At 61.6% G+C, this 17,020-nt stretch carries 15 protein-coding genes; 9 read left to right on the top strand and 6 right to left on the bottom strand.

All coding sequences use genetic code 11. The features are described 5' to 3' along the window. Positions 1 to 24: 24 nt before the first annotated feature. Positions 25 to 1,785: a SulP family inorganic anion transporter gene (locus ABIB36_RS04325; RefSeq protein WP_354559247.1), complete on the top strand. Its 1,761-nt coding sequence runs from the start codon at positions 25 to 27 to the stop codon at positions 1,783 to 1,785. On the opposite strand, the gene ABIB36_RS04330 is transcribed toward ABIB36_RS04325, so the two are convergent. The 3 genes from ABIB36_RS04330 to ABIB36_RS04340 form a co-directional block, all read right to left on the bottom strand. Next, positions 1,776 to 2,615, bottom strand: coding sequence for a universal stress protein (locus ABIB36_RS04330; protein ID WP_354559248.1), 840 nt, complete (start codon positions 2,613 to 2,615; stop codon positions 1,776 to 1,778). The two genes, ABIB36_RS04325 and ABIB36_RS04330, sit on opposite strands and share 10 nt — an antisense overlap. A gap of 78 nt (positions 2,616 to 2,693) precedes the next feature. Then, positions 2,694 to 4,400: a sensor histidine kinase gene (locus ABIB36_RS04335; protein ID WP_354559249.1), complete on the bottom strand. Its 1,707-nt coding sequence runs from the start codon at positions 4,398 to 4,400 to the stop codon at positions 2,694 to 2,696. Further along, the gene (locus ABIB36_RS04340; protein WP_269301710.1) at positions 4,393 to 5,064 is read right to left on the bottom strand and encodes a response regulator; all 672 of its coding nucleotides are present in this window, start codon (positions 5,062 to 5,064) and stop codon (positions 4,393 to 4,395) included. Before ABIB36_RS04340 ends, ABIB36_RS04335 begins: the two co-directional genes overlap by 8 nt. A 195-nt stretch (positions 5,065 to 5,259) precedes the next feature. Between ABIB36_RS04340 and ABIB36_RS04345 the strand changes: the two genes are divergently transcribed. Then, positions 5,260 to 6,189: a universal stress protein gene (locus ABIB36_RS04345; RefSeq protein WP_354559250.1), complete on the top strand. Its 930-nt coding sequence runs from the start codon at positions 5,260 to 5,262 to the stop codon at positions 6,187 to 6,189. A gap of 74 nt (positions 6,190 to 6,263) precedes the next feature. Here ABIB36_RS04345 and ABIB36_RS04350 read toward each other — a convergent pair whose 3' ends face one another. After that, the gene (locus ABIB36_RS04350; protein WP_354559251.1) at positions 6,264 to 7,889 is read right to left on the bottom strand and encodes a GMC oxidoreductase; all 1,626 of its coding nucleotides are present in this window, start codon (positions 7,887 to 7,889) and stop codon (positions 6,264 to 6,266) included. A gap of 304 nt (positions 7,890 to 8,193) precedes the next feature. Here ABIB36_RS04350 and ABIB36_RS04355 point away from each other — a divergent pair, with 304 nt between their 5' ends. After that, positions 8,194 to 9,507, top strand: coding sequence for a glycoside hydrolase family 1 protein (locus tag ABIB36_RS04355; protein ID WP_354559252.1), 1,314 nt, complete (start codon positions 8,194 to 8,196; stop codon positions 9,505 to 9,507). On the opposite strand, the gene ABIB36_RS04360 is transcribed toward ABIB36_RS04355, so the two are convergent. Together ABIB36_RS04360 and ABIB36_RS04365 are read right to left on the bottom strand one after the other, a co-directional pair. Continuing rightward, positions 9,508 to 10,407: a universal stress protein gene (locus ABIB36_RS04360; protein ID WP_269301714.1), complete on the bottom strand. Its 900-nt coding sequence runs from the start codon at positions 10,405 to 10,407 to the stop codon at positions 9,508 to 9,510. It abuts the gene before it with no gap. 25 nt (positions 10,408 to 10,432) lie between these two features. Then, entirely contained in the window at positions 10,433 to 11,278 is an 846-nt protein-coding gene (locus ABIB36_RS04365; protein WP_354559253.1) for a universal stress protein, read from the bottom strand. Positions 11,279 to 11,592: 314 nt separating this feature from the next. On the opposite strand from ABIB36_RS04365, the gene ABIB36_RS04370 reads away from it, so the two are divergent. From ABIB36_RS04370 to ABIB36_RS04395, 6 genes are all read left to right on the top strand, one after another. Further along, on the top strand, positions 11,593 to 12,114 hold the full coding sequence (locus ABIB36_RS04370; protein WP_354559254.1) for a flavodoxin domain-containing protein: 522 nt from the start codon (positions 11,593 to 11,595) through the stop codon (positions 12,112 to 12,114). 85 nt (positions 12,115 to 12,199) lie between these two features. Further along, complete coding sequence (locus tag ABIB36_RS04375) at positions 12,200 to 12,643, top strand: DUF1003 domain-containing protein (protein WP_354559255.1); 444 nt, start codon at positions 12,200 to 12,202, stop codon at positions 12,641 to 12,643. A gap of 176 nt (positions 12,644 to 12,819) precedes the next feature. Continuing rightward, positions 12,820 to 13,707 (top strand): universal stress protein, encoded by an 888-nt coding sequence (locus tag ABIB36_RS04380; protein WP_354559256.1) that lies wholly within the window; start codon positions 12,820 to 12,822, stop codon positions 13,705 to 13,707. 67 nt (positions 13,708 to 13,774) lie between these two features. Then, positions 13,775 to 14,773: a zinc-binding alcohol dehydrogenase family protein gene (locus ABIB36_RS04385; RefSeq protein ID WP_354559257.1), complete on the top strand. Its 999-nt coding sequence runs from the start codon at positions 13,775 to 13,777 to the stop codon at positions 14,771 to 14,773. Between the two features lie 38 nt (positions 14,774 to 14,811). Next, entirely contained in the window at positions 14,812 to 16,590 is a 1,779-nt protein-coding gene (locus ABIB36_RS04390; RefSeq protein WP_354559258.1) for a SulP family inorganic anion transporter, read from the top strand. After that, positions 16,547 to 17,017, top strand: coding sequence for a universal stress protein (locus ABIB36_RS04395; RefSeq protein ID WP_354559259.1), 471 nt, complete (start codon positions 16,547 to 16,549; stop codon positions 17,015 to 17,017). Before ABIB36_RS04390 ends, ABIB36_RS04395 begins: the two co-directional genes overlap by 44 nt. Positions 17,018 to 17,020: the final 3 nt, after the last annotated feature.

The raw sequence follows: 17,020 nt of genomic DNA on the forward strand, positions 1-17,020 counted from the left end.
CCCTCTCGCGGTACCGAGGACCCTATGACCGAGTCGCCCACACCGAAGCACGCTCCCGCTCCCCCAACCACCCTCCATAGAGCCGGACAGTCGATCCGAGAACTACTGCCCCGCTGGAGCGAATGGAGCACTTCGCTGCGTGCACCCGGCGCGGACCTGCTGGCCGGCCTGATCGTGGCCCTGGTGGCGCTTCCGCTGGCTTTGGGATTCGGAATCTCGACCGGGCTCGGAGCCGCTGCGGGCCTGACCACAGCAGTCATCGCAGGTGCGGTTGCCGCGGTATTCGGCGGTTCACGCTTTCAGGTATCGGGTCCAACCGGCGCCATGACCGTCGTCCTGGTCCCGATCGTCCACGAGTTCGGTGGATCCGGAGTACTTGCGGTCGGCCTGATCGCCGGAATCGTGCTGTTGATCCTCGCATTCGCCGGAGTCGGACGGGCTGTGCGATTCATGCCCGCTCCCGTCATCGAAGGATTCACCGCCGGAATCGCTGTGGTGATCGCACTCCAACAGGTCCCCGCAGCTCTCGGCATCGCCGACGCGCAGGGCGACAAGGTGTGGCGTAGCGCCGCCGACGCCGTGGTCAAGTTCGTGGAACACCCGTCGATTCTCACGCCGGTCACGGCACTGGTAGTGGCCTTCGCGATACTCGTCGGCGGACGCTCCTTGCCCAAGATTCCCATCTCACTCGTCGCGGTCGCCATCGTGACTCTTGCCGCAAAACTGCTTCATCTCGATATGGCACGCATCGGTGAGATTCCATCTGGAATCGCAGCTCCGACGCTGAATTTCCTGCACCTCGAAGACCTCACCTCCTTGTTGGCGCCTGCACTGGCCGTCGCTGCGTTGGCCGCGCTCGAATCGCTACTGTCGGCAACTGCGGCAGACTCGATGGGAGTGGGCACCCGACACAATCCCGACAGGGAGTTGTTCGGACAGGGCCTGGCGAACATCATCGCACCGCTGTTCGGAGGGGTGCCGGCCACCGGCGCGATCGCCCGCACCGCAGTCAACGTTCGGTCCGGTGCTCGCAGCCGACTCGCCGCGTTGACCCACGCGGTCATTCTCGCCGCAATCGTCTACCTCGCGTCGACGCTGGTCGCCGAAATACCCCTGGCTGCACTCGCCGGAGTCCTTCTCGCCACGACGGTACGCATGGTCGAGACGGCTTCGATCATTGCGATCGCCCGCGCTACCCGCGCTGACACCGCAGTCATGGGGGCAACGTTTCTGGTGACGGTTGCACTAGACCTGGTTACCGCAGTGGCAGTCGGTGTCGCATTCGCCGCAATCCTGGCACTGCGCACAATCGCCAAGTCGGCCAAGATCGAACAAGTCCCCCTCGACGACGAGGGACACCAAAGCGAAGAACACGAACTACTGCGTCAGCACATCGTCGCCTACCGCATCGACGGTGCATTGTTTTTCGCTGCAGCACACCGGTTCCTGCTCGAGCTCGCCGAAGTCTCCGACGTCCACGTGGTCATCTTGCGGATGTCCCGCGTCACCGCTATCGACGCCACCGGTGCCATCGTGCTCAAAGACGCCATCGACAAGCTCGAACGCCGTCACATCACCGTGTTGATCTCGGGTTTGAAACCGGAACACTCACGACCGCTCCAAGCGCTGGGGGTCTTCACCACCTCGGACAGCGAACGTAGGCACTTCTTCGAAGACACTCCTCACGCAATCGAGCACGCCCGCACACTGGTGCTCACGAAAGCCGGCCACACCGAAGGGGACGATACACAGATCGAGAATCCCGTGGTTCGTCGTCAAGGGTGAGGCACTACGAGCACCGGACATTTCGCCTGGCGAATGGCTCTGGTCAACGTGCTCCCGCACATACGTCCGCGCTGGTGACCGAGGACCAACAACCGCGCGGTACCGGACGCGGTGAGCAGTTCCGATCCCGCGCCTGACTCGGCGTAGACGGACGAGAAGACCGTCGTGGGATAGTCGTCCGAGAACGACTCCAGTCTGATGTCCATCGGCGATTCGGATGTCTCACCGTCGACTCCCCCGACAATATGCGCGACGCCCTCGGAGATCGAACGCGCATGGAGGGCCAGGATATCGGTGTCTCTACTCGCTGCCTCGCGAAATGCCTCGGCCACAACGACATCGGATTCGCGGGTTTTTCCCTCCCCCAGCGCGATAATCACCGCACCATCGGAGCCGGTACTGGACTCTCGCACGATCGCGACCGGACACGCCACCGACTCGACCAAGGAGAAAACCGTCGACCGCATGACTCGCGTACCCAAAGCGTGCCCTTGACTCACGCCCAGCACGAGCAGACACGCCGACTTCGCCTCCCCGAGGATCGCCGCTTCCGGCTGACCATGCAGCACAGCCGTTTTCACCACCACGCTACTGTCGATCTCGGCTACAGCCTTCACCGCCTCGGCGAGTACTCCCAGACCATAGCTACCGTCCACATCGGTTGCACCGTAAACGGACTCGGGTTGAGAGTGAGGGCTGATCACGTGCACCAACCGAAGCGGAGCGCGACGTCCCTGCGCCTCCTGCACGGCGAACCGGACGGCATCGAGTGCCGCCTTGGATCCGTCGACTCCGACAACGATCGGTCCCACCGGATACGAACTGTTCACCAGATTCCTCTCGGTTCACCATCGGCGCGTCGAGCCGATCGCAGATGCGCAGCGCTTCGTCCGAGAACGCTACGAGTATCACGACAACGCCGCGGACCAGACCACGTTCGTGCCGGTTCCGGCCAATGGTGCAGTCGCGGTCATCGCACCCCCGGATTCGGTTGCGCGCGCACTCAAGTTCGCCAGCCCACTCGTCGTAGCATCAGCGGGCAGACCGATCCCATTGTCCGACACCTCGATTCGGAGATCGTCGCCGACCGAGAGGGTGACGCTGACCGTGTCGGCATGCGCATGCTGAACCACGTTGCTGACCGCCTCCCTGATGACGGCCACAGCATGGTCGGCGAGCGAGTTCTCGATAACCGACAACGGCCCGGACATTCGAACGACCGCACGGATGGGTACGTGCTCGGTGAGTTCGAGGACCGCGTCGTCGATGCGTTGGCGCAGGCGTGTGACGGAATGGGACGAACTCTGCAGATCGAAAATAGTAGATCGTATGTCCTGCACGGTGTCTTGCAGATCATCGATGGTTCTCGTCAAGCGTTGGCGAACGTCCTCGGACTCGGTTCGTTGCAGTGTGCTCTGCAGCGACAAACCGACGGCGAATATTCGCTGGATCACGTGGTCGTGCAGATCCCGCGCGATACGATCCCGATCGGACAGAACATCGAGTTCGTGGACCCGACGAGCGTTGTCCGCCATCTGCATCGCCAGCGCAGCCTGATCTGCAAAACTTGCCACCAGTTCGAGTTCTGCATCGCTGAACGACAGACCATCTTGCTTTCGCAAGACCACGAGTACGCCGCTGACGCCGCCGGTGACACGCAATGGAGAGATCAGGGCAGGACCGAATCCCTTCTCCAGTGCGATGGACTCGTCGTCGAACTTTTCCTTCCGGAAGGCTGCTCGACGCCGGAACGCGGCACCCGAGCTCGACCCCTCGATGGGAATGGTGGAGCCCAATAGACCTTCGGCACACTGTCCCTCACTGACCGAGACGACGAGCTGGGTCGAGAGTTCGGAGTCACCATCGACGTCCTCGGGGACCGCGATGAAAGCGAGGTCGGCGGTGAGAAGATGCAATGCCTTGCGCGACACCATCTGCAGTACCTCGCCGATTTCGGCGCCGGCGAGCAATTCGGTGCCGATGTCCCGGGTAGCTTCCATCCACGCTTGACGGGTGCGCGATTCCTCGTACAAGCGCGAATTCTCGATAGCGATACCTGCCGCCGACGCCAACGCCTGGATAACGACCTCGTCGTCGTCGGTGAAAGACTTGCCGTCCTTCTTCTCGGTCAGATACAGGTTCCCGTAGATCTCGTTACGGATCCGAATCGGCACTCCGAGAAAGGTTTTCATCGGTGGATGATGCGGCGGGAATCCCACCGAATCCGAATGTGACGTCAAGTCCCGTAGTCGCAGCACTTCCGGCTGATCGATCAACAGTCCCAATACCCCACGGCCGGTGGGAAGCGGGCCGATCCGCGCGCGCGTGTCCTCGTCCATTCCGAAATTGATGAAGGCACTCAGCTCGTGACCGTCACCACGCACACCGAGAGCACCATATCGAGCGTCGACGAGGTCGACGGCCGACTTCACTATGGTCCGCAGGGTCACCTCCAAGTCGAGATCGGACGTGATGACCAGCATGGCGTCGAGCAGTCCGTCGGCTTGGGCTCTGGCGTCGGCGATGCGACCGATGCGGTTCTGAACTTCGAGGAGAAGCTCACCGAGACGCAGTTGCGGCAACCACGATCCGCTGTCACCGTGGCGATCATCCATCGCGGGCTCCCGGGTTTCCCCTCGACTCTGCATGCGTATCAGCGAGTTTCGAGGCATACACGGCTGCTTGGGTGCGTCGCTCCATCCCCAACTTCGCCAGCAGTCTCGAAACGTAATTCTTCACGGTCTTCTCCGCCAGAAACATTCGGGCGGCAATCTGCCTGTTGGTCAGACCTTCACCGAGGAGATCGAGCAAAGTGCGCTCCTGGCCGGTGAGGTGGTCGATCGGTCCCGGCGCTGCCGTACCCGCTCGCAGCTTGTCCATCAGCACGGCCGCCGCTCGATTGTCGAGCAACGATTTCCCCGAGCCAACTTCCTTGATCGCTCGGGTCAACTCCATTCCGGTGATGTCCTTGACGACGTATCCGCTCGCGCCGGCGAGGATGGCGTCGAGCATCGCCTGATCCTCGGTGAACGAGGTCAGCATCATGGTTTTCAGGTCCGGCAATCGATCGAGAAGTTCGCGACACAACTCGATGCCGTTGCCGTCGGGAAGTCGCACATCGAGGACCGCGACGTCCGGCTTCAATGCCGGGATGCGAGCAAGAGCCTGGGCGCAACTGCCGGCCTCACCGACGACTTCGAGATCGGGATCGGAATCGATGAGGTCGATCAACCCGCGTCGCACAATCTCGTGATCATCGACCAGAAACACTGTGACCACGCCAACGCTCCCTTACATGCGTCCCCAATGGGCGCCTCATGGCCAACCCTACCTACCCACAGTGTTGCCGAAATCCGTCATCTGTCCCCGAAATCGGCGACCAAAGTCCCTCGAATGGGTGCAGTTGTCCTGCCGTGCCGCGCGGAAAGGTCGGGTCTCATAGAGATACCGCACCACCACTAAGGAGATCTCGCGATGGTTTCACTCCCGACAGTCGTCGGCGTCGACGGGTCATCCGCGTCACTGGACGCAGTTCGGTGGGCAGCACTCGATGCCGAGCTGCACAATTCCGGACTCGTCATCGTCTCCTCGGTCCCCGTGCCCAGGGCACTGACAGGCTTCCGTACGCTCCCCGAACCCGCGACGGAGCAATTCAGGCGCGATACGAAACGGATTCTGGACGAGGCGCTCACGGTGGCCGGGCGAGCGGCCCGACCGATCGGCATCGAAACCCACCTGTCCGATCGACCTGCCGTGAGCACGCTACTCGAGTACTCGACGACCTCCAGAATGGTCGTCATCGGCAGCAACGGGCTCGGCGGCACCGATCGTCGCTCGCTCGGCTCGATCAGCTTCGCGCTCAGCACCCACGCGCACTGCCCCGTCACCGTAGTCCGCGCCTGGCCTGCCGACCATCGGCTGCAGGCTGCGAACACCATCGTCGTCGGTGTGGACGGAACGAAGGCGAGTGAGGCCGCCGTCGCCCTGGCATTCGAAGAGGCCGCCGAGCGGAAGGCACCGCTCACCGCAGTCCATGCGTGGTCCGATGCCGACCTGTCGATAGGCATTCCGGTCCGAGGACTCGAATGGCCCATGAACAAACCCTCCACCGAAGATGTGCTGACGCGGATTCTGGACGAGTACTCGCAGCGCCACCCGTCGGTGACCGTTCGACGCGCAGTGGTCAAGGACCGCCCGGTGCATGCTCTCCTCGACCACGCACAAGGTGCGCAACTGTTGGTGGTAGGAAGCCATGGACGCGGCGGATTCAGCGGGATGATGCTCGGTTCGGCCAGTCGATCTGTACTGGGACGCGCCAGCTGTCCCGTGGTGATCGTGCCGTCGGCGGGCCGGTTCTCCGCACCAGTGGACTCGTACGTTGCCTCCGATCACTCGCACCGATGAAGAAAACGACGACGCGTGCAGCCTCTTGCGAACGAACGCACCGGGCACCCCGATGCGTTCGTCGCGTCCACCGGCTAGGTCATGTCGTTGGCGATAATATTCTCGATATTCCGTTCCGCCAGTGCAGTAATGGTGACGAATGGATTGACACCGACATTGCCGGGGACCAGGGACCCGTCCATGACATAGAGCCCCGGATACTCGGGGAGCCTGCCGTAGTTGTCCGTTGCCTTACCCAGAACACAACCGCCGAGCGGGTGGTAAGTCAGCTGATCACCCCACGTCTGCACGGGTCCGAAGAGGTCGGTCCGGTAGATGGTGCCTTCCTTTCGGTTGATCTTGTCGAACAACTTCTTCGTCATATCGATCGACGGCTGATTTTGGGAGCGTTGCCAATCGAGTCCGACCTTGCCGGTTGACGAGTTGTACCGAAACTGTGCACGTTCGGGGTTCTTTGCAATCGCCAGGTACAGACTCACCCACAGTTCGGTGCCTGCTGGGAATGGCGCGATTTCGGCGAACACCGGCGCGGCGGGATCCGCCCAGTTGTCGATACCGAGAACCGGTATCGACGATTGTTTGGCCCCTGTCCCGTCCCATGCATGGTTGGCACGGCCCACCATCACGTTGCCGTTGTGGCCCCATTCTTGACCGACCGCGCCAGCTAAGTTCGCCAGTTGCCCTTGCGCTTTCATCGCTACCAGCAGTTTGCTCGTTCCGACACTGCCGGCTGCGAAGAAGACCTTGTCTGCTGTCACGGTTTTGGTGCCGATGATATTGCCCTGCTCGTCGATCTGATTCATCACCACTTGATATCCGCCACCGGTGGTTGCCGGTTTCACCTCCGTCACGACGTGCAGTGTGGTGATGGTGAGTTTGCCGGTCGCTGATGCCTGGGCGAGGTAAGTCTTGTCGAGGGACTTCTTGCCTGCGTTGTTTCCGTAGATGACTTCCGACGCCAATGCCGATTTGCTCACCTGCCCGGCGGCTTCCTGTTTCATGTATTCGAAGTCGTAAACGTTGGGCACGAATGTTGTTGTATATCCGGATCGCTGTGCGGTCTTCCGGCCTGTTCTCGCAAATTTGTAGTACTCGGTCGATTCGAACCACGCCGGATCGACATTGTTCACCCCCAACGCAGCGTTTGCCTTGGGGAAGTAGGTCGAGTACATCGCATTGGAGTCGACGTTCGGCAGGATTTCCTCGAAGTAGTTGCGCTTGGGCGTCACAGCCATTCCGCCGTTGACTAGTGACCCGCCACCGACTCCGCGGCCTTGGTAGACCTTGATTCCACCGAAGTCTTCGGTATCGAGAACGCCGACATATTTGCTGATGTTCTTGTCCACCGAACCACCGGAAAAGTGCGAAACCGGTTGCACTGTACGAGTTCGCAGCCAGGTCGACCGGCCATCCGGCGACAGCATCGGACAGAATATCTTCCCGTCCGATCCTGGCGTAGTCCAAGCCCTACCCATCTCGACTATGTGTGTGTCGATCCCGGCTTGCGTCAATCGGAGTGCGGCTACGGCACCACCGTAACCACTCCCGATGACGAGCGCGGCAATTCGATCACCGTCACCCAAGGCCCTGTGCGGTGCCGCCGCGGCGGTTGTCCACGAAGACGAGAGAGCCGCGGCGCTCATAGCCAGCCCCGTTGCGGCAAGAAAGTTTCTGCGCGAGAACCCCGAAGTGGCCCCCATAGAGCGATCTTTGGATGCGGCGCGAATGTTCAAGTGATTCCTACCTTTCAGGTAACCCCCTCGCAGAGATATACAGTCCGAGAGCAGACCACACGTGCGGTACCGGCCAGTAATGTCACGGGGACGTAAAGTTTCCTCAGAATGGCAAGCAAACCCGGAGTTTTGCCGACCAGCAGCTGTCGAGCTGAGCTGAATCCGATCACCGGATGTAATCCGAGTGCTGCGGTATTGGCCCGTCGACCGAGCGAGTTCGAATACTGGCCAAAGCGTCCCCAAGCTGCTGACTGCGTATTACTCTGCGCCCATGCGCGTTTCGATACGGCTTCGCCCCGCAGCGGCATTGACCGCAGCGTGGGTGCTGACGTTCGCATTCTGTTTGCCCGCGTCACTGTCACCGTCCGCCGCCGCCGCCCCACTCTCGGTCGGGGACAGCTTTCTGTGGGGCGTGTCCACCGCCGGTTTTCAGTCCGAGGGCTCCTCTCCGGACAGCAATTGGTCTCGATACTCCGCTTCGGACCGAACCGAAGACGCGGTCGGCAGTGCCGTCGATTTCCGACACCGCTATGCCGAAGATATCGACAATGCAGCGAAACTCGGTGTCTCGGTTTTTCGTTTCAGTATCGAATGGGCGCGCGTGCAGCCGGCTCCCGGCGTCTGGGATGAGAAAGAGTTTCAGTACTACGACGACGTCGTCGCCCAGATCCGCGCGCACGGAATGCGTCCGATGATCACCCTCGATCACTGGGTGTACCCAGGTTGGGTCGCAGACCAGGGCGGTTGGACCAACCAGAAAACAGTAGAGGACTGGTTGAACAACGCAGCACGGGTGATCGACCGGTATTCCGCACACGATGCACTGTGGATCACGATCAACGAACCGACCGCCTACATCATCAAAGAGCTCACCTTCGGCGGCATCACTCTCGCACAAGCTCCACAGATGATGGACCGCCTCGTCCAGGTTCATCGAGCGGCGTTCGACATGATCCATGCCAGGGACCCGGGAGCGCCGGTCAGCAGCAACCTGTCTTTCATCCCCACTGTCGCCGGACTCTTCGATGCCACATTCGTCGACCGCGTGCGCGACAAAATGGACTATCTCGGGTTCGACTACTACTACGGGCTTTCTCTCGACAACCTCACCGCCGCCTACGCCATCTTCGACGAGTTCTACAACGTCGTTCCGCAGCCGGACGGCCTCTACCACGCACTGATCTACTACAAGGACAAGTTCCCCGGGCTGCCGATCTACATCGTCGAAAACGGTATGCCTTCCGACAACGGTCAGGCCCGGCCGGACGGATACACCCGTTCCGATCATCTGAGTGACCACATCTACTGGCTCGAGCGTGCCCGCAGCGAAGGCGCCGAGGTGATCGGCTACAACTACTGGTCCATTACCGACAATTACGAATGGGGCACCTACCGTCCACGTTTCGGTCTTTACACGGTGGACGTGAAGAGCGACCCGTCACTGACACGGCGGCCCACCGACGCGGCGGAAACCTACCGTCGGATCATCGCCGACAACGGCGTACCCGCGAACTACGCCCCGGCGCGGCCACCGGGCTTCTGCTCCCTGGTGACCGTGCCGCAAAGCTGTATCGACCCGCCGTGATCATTCGTTCTTCGGTCCCCGCGCAATGATCAACGGGCATTCGAGGAGATGAGAGAGTGAACGACTGGTCGACCCCAACAGCAGACCACTGAAGCCACCCCTTCCTCTCGATCCGACGACGACGGTGCGCGCACTTGTGGAGAGTTCGCGAATTTTGCTTACCGCACCGCCGTGCTCGACCACTCGATTTACGTGCACGTCCGGGTACTGCTCCTGCCATCCCGCGAGACTTTCCGTCAAGACAACCGATGCCGCTGCATTCTGAGCCGACGCCAGTGCCTCTTTGTCGCTCTCGGAGTGGTTCTTCCACAGTTCAGCGTCGTGGGCCCAGGTGTGCACAGCGACCAGTTCGCTGCCACGCAGTGATGCCTCTTCGAAGGCAACGCCCACAGCCCGACTACTGGCGCTCGATCCATCGACACCGAGGACAACGGGCCCCTCGCGCTCTCCGGTCTGCGGAATTCCGCTGATGATCGCTACCGGGCATTCCGCGCGCTCGGATACCGCAGCGCTGACCGAACCGAGCAGTTCGGCGAAATACTCACCGTTTCCGCGTGTACCCACCACGATCATTCGCGCAGAAGCCGATCGCTCGACCAGGGTCGGAATTGCTGCGCCCACAATCGCTTCGGTGACAATCGACAATGAGTCCGCGTCCTTGGCGGCAGCCTTGGCGATCGCCGACGCTGCTTCCAGGCTTTTGTTCACTTCCAGCCTCAGCGGTGAACCGAGCTGAGGTGGCATCGCGGCGAAAGTCGTATAGACGTCGGTGATCTGGTAGACCGAGACCAGGGTCAACGGCGCGCCACGCAGTTCCGCTGCGCGCGTTGCCCAGCGGACTGCATCGAACGAAGCAGTCGAACCATCGACACCGACAATGATGGGGCCATTCTTATCCATATATTCTCCTCTATCAACGATCGAACTACGGAACTACGAGTACCGGACACTGCGCTCGGTGAATCAGACTCTGACTCACGGAACCGAGGATTGCCGACGACAAGCGCCCGCGTCCGCGACTGCCGACCGCGATGACCTGAGCCGTCGCAGACATCGTGCCGAGTTCACGTGCCACCGAAGCGCCGACCGCTCGAACCTCCACCGCCACAGTCGGATACTCGCTCTTGTACGGATCTACGATGTCGTGCAACCACTTCCGTTCGACGTCTCGTTGTTGCTGCCGATCCACCGAAGTCCCGTAATCGAGCTCGTCTGCATCCTCGACGGCCCCCACGTGCACTGCGACGAGGTCGGTACCGAAGGTGCGTGCCAGATCGAAAGCTGCTCGCAACGCCCGTCGGGACGGCTGCGACCCGTCGATACCCACCACTATCGGTCGCGTCGGGTCCGCGCTCTCGTCACGACCTTTCCGCCACACCAACACGGGACACACTGCCGCGTTGACCAGTTCGATGATGGAATGTCCGAATATCAGGTCACGGAGCGGACCTGTTCGACTGCCGCCGAGAATCAGCAATCGGGAGTTCGCCGAAACGGTCTCGATCAGGTCGGTCGCAGCACCACCGGTTATGGAACACTCGACCTCGATCTCCGCGTCGAGGTCGCGGACGATCAGAACAGCATCGTCGAGGAATTTCTTTCCTACCCGACGCAGTTCCGATTCGAGCCGATCACCGGCGATGAGCACCGCGGGGTCGAACCACTTGCCGACGTCGGGAAGTGCATGAACGAGCCGGATCGAAGAGTGCACGTGCTGGGCAAGTCTCACAGCCCATTCGACGGCGCTACGATCGTCGTCCGACCCATCCACACATACGACGATGCTGCCATCAGACGGTAGTTCTTCGGTGTTCAAAGCTCTCCATACGTCGAGTCCAGTCTTATGGAAGAGTATGGACCGTTCGACTCGCTCGTGGTCAGAGGACAAGGTCCCTACTACGCCAGGTATCAGGTGAGCGATAGAAGACTGCTCTCGACGAACTACCCACCATACGAGGACCGAAGTCTCTATTCGCCGTACCGACATGCGTTCACAGTGATGCCTGAAGACAAATGACTCGAGTCGCAATCGCGTCGAAGTCCAAGTCGTCGAAGAGTAGGTCGTCGAAGAGTAGGAACACCGTCATGCGCGTCCTGATTGCAACATCGAGCCGTCACGGTTCGACACGCGAGATCGGGCAGTGGCTTTCGTCCTCGCTGACCGATGTCCTGCACAACTACGGTGTTTCGGCGACAGTGGAGGTTCGCGACGCAGCTGACGTCGATAGCATCGCCGAATACGATGCGGCGATCATCGGCAGCGCCGTGTACATGGGTCGTTGGTTGCGAGGTGCTCGATCCCTCGTCGCCCGCCAACAACCCGAACTCGAAACGCGCCCGGTGTGGTTGTTCTCCAGCGGACCCATCGGCGCCGCCGGTAAGCCCTCGGCACCATCGGCCATGGACAAGGCATCGTGGTCGGTCGAGCACCGCGTCTTCGGAGGAAAGTTCGATATGTCGACGCTTTCGTGGTTCGAAAGACTCGTAGTGCGGCTCATTCGAGCCGATGAGGGAGACGACCGATCACGCGAAGAGATCGATGGGTGGGCGCACTCGATCGGCGCGACACTGGCCGATTCCGAGCCGACCGTTCCGACACACCCGTGACAGCACGGCTGCTTCGACGGGCAGTCCGGTACTTATTGGAATTCGAGGCGGTTGTGGGATGAACCTATGGCGAAGGCATCCGGGTGTGCGCACGGGCACCGAGTTGACCACTGGCGAGCGAACCGCCGACTACGTTCGCAACGGGATGGGCTCGTGGCCTTTCGTCTTCGTTTTCCTTGCAACGATGGCCATATGGGCCGTATACAACGGCAGCGACGGCTTCGATCCATATCCCTTCATTCTGCTGAACCTGTTTCTGTCGATGATTGCCGGGCTTCAAGGTGCGATTTTGCTGATCTCAGCCAAGCGCGCCGACTCGATCAGTAGTGAAGTCGCCGTGCACACCTTGTCGAACACTGCGAAGCTGCAGGAATTGATCGAGGCCAACACGGCACTGACCGGAACTGTTGCGCAATTGGCGTCGGAGATGCACGAACACATATGTCGCCCACGCCCGGTACAGGGAAATACTCGACGTCGGACCGAAGTCTCCCCACAGAAGCCGGGAACCGATAGATCACCACTGTAGCGGCGACATCCGGGACCAACGTCACTTCGACTGGGGACGTTGGGTGGCATCGCACCGAGGCCTCGAGTAATACGTTCGAACAAGACGGTCGAAGCCGCTGACGAGAAACTTGGAGACACCATGGCTATGCCCGAAAGCGCGCTCTCGGCCAAGTTTCCCGGTCTCGTGAGAACCCGATGAACGTATCGCAAGAGCCTCTGCCGATCACAGTGTGGACGAACAGCGAGCTGACCGACATCGTCGTCGGCGTCGACGGCACCGACGCTTCTCGCGGCGCGCTGATCTGGGCTGCCCGGGTGGCTCAGATCGCCAAAGCAAGAATCCGGATCGTTCACGCACTGCCGCAGCGGGAATCGGCGAACAGAGTGACGCGAGAGTTGCGTGCATCCAAACCACGACTCCTCGGCAGACGCCTGCTCCGATTGTCCCGCAACGAAGTCAACCGTGTCGATCCCGACATCGCAGTCGATACAGTCCTGACCGATGATCCCATTGCTTCGTTCCTGGGCGCGATGTCGCACACCGCGGATTTGGTCGTAATTGGAGGCAACGCGTCCAGTCCTGTTCGAGATGTCGTCTTCGGCCGCCACGCAACTCGCATCGTTGCCGACGCCAGCTGCCCCGTTCTCGTGTGGCGGCCGCACGCCGTCGCCCCCGCTGTGACCTCTCAGCCGGTCGTCGTCGGTGTCGACAACTCCGATTCTTCGCACAGCGCAATAGTCGGCGCATTCTGGTTCGCCGATACACTAAGGGCCCCGATCATGGCCCTCCACGTGGTGTCGCCCACGCGTCAACACACGCCTGCGGTGGACGCACCAGAAGTGGGATCTGTCGCGTGGCTGGAGACTCGTGTGACGGCGACCTCCGAGCATCATCCCTCGGTCGAGGTTCACCTGCATTGTCTCGAGGCATCGGCAGACCACGAGCTACGCAGGGCGTCCGAAACAGCGCGCCTCGTCGTCGTCGGGAGCCGAGGGCTCAGCCCCTTGGTGGGTTCGATCCGCGGCTCGGTCGGACAATCGCTCGTACACAGTTCGCACTGCCCGATTCTGGTGGTGCGCTGAGTGACTTTCGGCTCTACTGGCAGCCTGTGCAGGGCGTACACGATGGGACGGTGGACACGCAACGCATATGAAAGCCTGGCGGGTAGCCGAACAAGGCAGCGTCGCCGGCAGTCCCCTGCAGTTGGTCGACGAGCACATGCCTCGACCGACGTCCGGGGAGTTGCTGATCGCTGTCCAAGCTTGCGGCGTGTGCCGAACCGACCTCCACGTCGTCGAAGGCGATCTTCCAGTTCATCGGCCGCACGTAGTGCCCGGCCACGAAATCGTCGGCGCGATAACTGAAGTCGGAGACAACACCGAGACCGACTTCAGCGTGGGTGACATCGTCGGAATTCCATGGCTGCGTCACACCTGCGGCAACTGCCGATTCTGTGTGGGTGGTCGCGAAAACCTGTGCAAGGCATCGTTGTACACCGGATGGGATCATAACGGCGGGTTCGCAGAGTACTCGGTGGTGCCGGCCGACTATGCCTTGGCGCTACCGACCGGGTACAGCACCGAAGAACTGGCACCGTTGCTGTGCGCAGGGATTATCGGATACAGCGCCCTGCGCCGAGCCGAACTCCCGCCGTCGGGGAAACTCGGCCTTTACGGTTTCGGCGCCAGCGCACACATCGTTGCTCAGCTGGCACAGGCCGACGGCGCTACCGTGCACGTCATGACTCGAGACTCCGGTGCCCGTCGACTCGCACTGAAGATGGGGTTGGCCTCGGCGCAGGATACTTTCGATTCACCACCGGAGAAGCTCGACGCCGCCATCATTTTCGCGCCTATCGGTGAGGCTGTGCCGACGGCACTGGAAGCTGTCGACTCCGGGGGAACGGTCGTGCTGGCAGGCATTCACATGACCGACATTCCGCCACTGAACTACAACCGGCATCTGTTTCACGAGAAGCGCCTGCTGAGCGTCGAAGCCAATACGCGGGCCGATGCTCGACAATTCCTCGAACGCTGCCAGCGAACGCATCTGAGGATCGAAACTACGGTCTACCCTTTCGATCACGCGCTGTTCGCACTGCGAGATCTCCGCCACGGACGGTTCGCCGGCGCCGCGGTCATCATGTAGATCCACCTGTTGACTTCTTACGATGCAAGGAGGTTCCGATGCATCCGAAGTCGGCCCTCGGAGTGCGACTGCGCAGCGCACGATCGATGCTGTTCTCTTCGCTGCAGGGCTACCGGTCGGCGTGGTTGGCGGGCGATCTTGCCGCAGGACTCACCCTGGTGTCGATCGCGGTGCCCGAGCAATTGGCCACAGCACGGCTGGCGGGTATGCCGCCGATCACGGGCTTCTACGCGTTCGTTGCAGGCACACTTCTGTTCGCGTTGCTCGGATCGAACCGGCAGATGTCGATCGGGGCCGATTCGACGATCGCTCCCTTGTTCGCCGTCGGCGTCGCCACCGCGGTATCGACCGTCCCCGGGGACTACGTTGCGTTGGTAGGGATCCTCGCGGTGATGGTGGGCGTGATCGTGGCCCTCGTCGGCCTACTGCGGCTGGGATGGATCGCCGAGTTCCTCTCGACACCGATCATCGCTGGATTCCTCGGCGGGGTCGCGGTCATCATCGTTGTGCATCAACTGCCCGATCTGCTCGGCCTGCCGGCCGCCGGCGGTGGGACGTTGAACCGCATCGGCTTGATCGTCAGCAATTCGGCCGAGATCAACGGCTGGACGTTGAGCATCGGGGTCGGGGTTTTCGCTGTCGTGTTTCTCACCGATCGGCTGGATCGGCGACTGCCCGGGGCGTTGATCGCACTGGTCGGATCGACGATCCTCGTCGGTGCGCTGAATCTGACTTCCCACGGGGTGGCAGTGCTGGGGTCGCTGGCACACGGCACTCCCCACCTCGGACTGCACGGAGTGTCGTGGTCGGCACTGGGCACGCTCGCGCCGATCGCCGGCGTCGTCGCACTGGTGATCGTCAGCCAGAGTGCGGCGACGACGCGCGCATTCGCCGCCGACGGCGGTTACGGGGTGGATGTCAATCGTGACTTCCTCGGCATCGGAGCGGGCAATGTCGCCGCAGGCCTGGTGGGCGCGTTTCCGGTGAACGCGAGCCCGCCACGAACCGCAGCAGTGGTGTCGGCTTCGGGACGGACCCAGGTGGCGGGCATCGCTGCTGCTGCCGCGCTCGTGTTGCTGATCCCCGCTCTGGCACTCCTCGAGAACCTGCCGGTCGCAACGCTGGCTGCGATTCTGATCTTCATCGCCACCCGTATCGTGCATGTGCGCGAGCTGATCGACATCGCCCGCTACGACCGTTTCGAGTTCGCTCTCGCCGTGGTCACTCTTCTGACAGTTGCCATCGTTGGTGTCGAGTACGGCATCGGGGTGGCGGTCGCGTTGGCAATTCTGGACCGCACCCGCCTCAGCGCCCGTCCCCACCTGCACGTACTGGGACACATCCCATCGACTACCAGTTGGGTACCCCTGAGCTACGCCGAACAAGCGAGGATAGTTCCCGGTGTCCTCGTCGTACAGTTCGCGACGCCTCTGTGGTACGCCAACGCAACCCAATTTCGAACCGAGATAACGGCCACGATCGACGCCGCGGACAATCCCCTGCACCTCGTCGTACTCGACACGATGGGGATGACCGATATCGACTACACGGGAGCGCACTCCTTGCGGCAGTTGATCGATCAACTTCGCTCGCGAGGAGTCACCTTCGCAATGGCGAGGACCAGCAAGACGGCGCGCAGGGGTCTGGCGCGCAGCGGACTACTCGCGCAAATTGGCCAGGAACACCTGTTCAGCTCCGTCGGTGAGGCAATCGGAGCCGATATCGGGCCTAAAGACCCTGACGAAATCGAGGCCCAGCGCGCAGGATCGAAGGATGAGTACAACACCGACCAGCGGGCCCCAGACGGACCCTTCTGAATCCACCGGCCGCATAGTCGTGGGCGTCGACGGCTCACCCTCCTCGATCCTGGCACTGCAGCAAGCGCGACGGCTATCGGACGCGTTGGGCATCGGCATAGACGTCATGGCTGCGTGGCAGTATCCGACGTACATGGGTGCCGGGTTCTCCGAGGACATTCACCCCGATGAGGATGCCAAGCAGATCATGGCCGAGTCGATCGTTGCCGCATTCGGTGACGATGCACCGGCGGACATCGGACAGTTGGCGGTACAAGGTGTTCCAGCCCAGGTACTCCTCGACGCCAGTCGAGTGGCCGACATGCTCGTCGTAGGAAGCCGCGGTCGTGGCGGGTTCGTCGGCCTGCTGTTGGGATCGGTCAGTGCACAGTGCGCCGAACATGCTCGATGCCCGGTGCTCGTCGTTCATTCGAGGGATCATCGCTAGCGC

This window comes from Rhodococcus sp. UYP9, from assembly GCF_040547235.1.
Taxonomy (GTDB): domain Bacteria; phylum Actinomycetota; class Actinomycetes; order Mycobacteriales; family Mycobacteriaceae; genus Rhodococcoides.

Coding starts and splice junctions, on each gene's coding strand:
- ABIB36_RS04325 (WP_354559247.1), top strand. CDS start 25: ATGACCGAGTCGCCCACACCGAAGCACGCTCCCGCTCCCCCAACCACC.
- ABIB36_RS04380 (WP_354559256.1), top strand. CDS start 12,820: ATGAACGTATCGCAAGAGCCTCTGCCGATCACAGTGTGGACGAACAGC.
- ABIB36_RS04350 (WP_354559251.1), bottom strand. CDS start 7,889: ATGGGGGCCACTTCGGGGTTCTCGCGCAGAAACTTTCTTGCCGCAACG.
- ABIB36_RS04390 (WP_354559258.1), top strand. CDS start 14,812: ATGCATCCGAAGTCGGCCCTCGGAGTGCGACTGCGCAGCGCACGATCG.
- ABIB36_RS04355 (WP_354559252.1), top strand. CDS start 8,194: ATGCGCGTTTCGATACGGCTTCGCCCCGCAGCGGCATTGACCGCAGCG.
- ABIB36_RS04335 (WP_354559249.1), bottom strand. CDS start 4,400: ATGGATGATCGCCACGGTGACAGCGGATCGTGGTTGCCGCAACTGCGT.
- ABIB36_RS04345 (WP_354559250.1), top strand. CDS start 5,260: ATGGTTTCACTCCCGACAGTCGTCGGCGTCGACGGGTCATCCGCGTCA.
- ABIB36_RS04395 (WP_354559259.1), top strand. CDS start 16,547: ATGAGTACAACACCGACCAGCGGGCCCCAGACGGACCCTTCTGAATCC.
- ABIB36_RS04370 (WP_354559254.1), top strand. CDS start 11,593: ATGCGCGTCCTGATTGCAACATCGAGCCGTCACGGTTCGACACGCGAG.
- ABIB36_RS04385 (WP_354559257.1), top strand. CDS start 13,775: ATGAAAGCCTGGCGGGTAGCCGAACAAGGCAGCGTCGCCGGCAGTCCC.
- ABIB36_RS04360 (WP_269301714.1), bottom strand. CDS start 10,407: ATGGATAAGAATGGCCCCATCATTGTCGGTGTCGATGGTTCGACTGCT.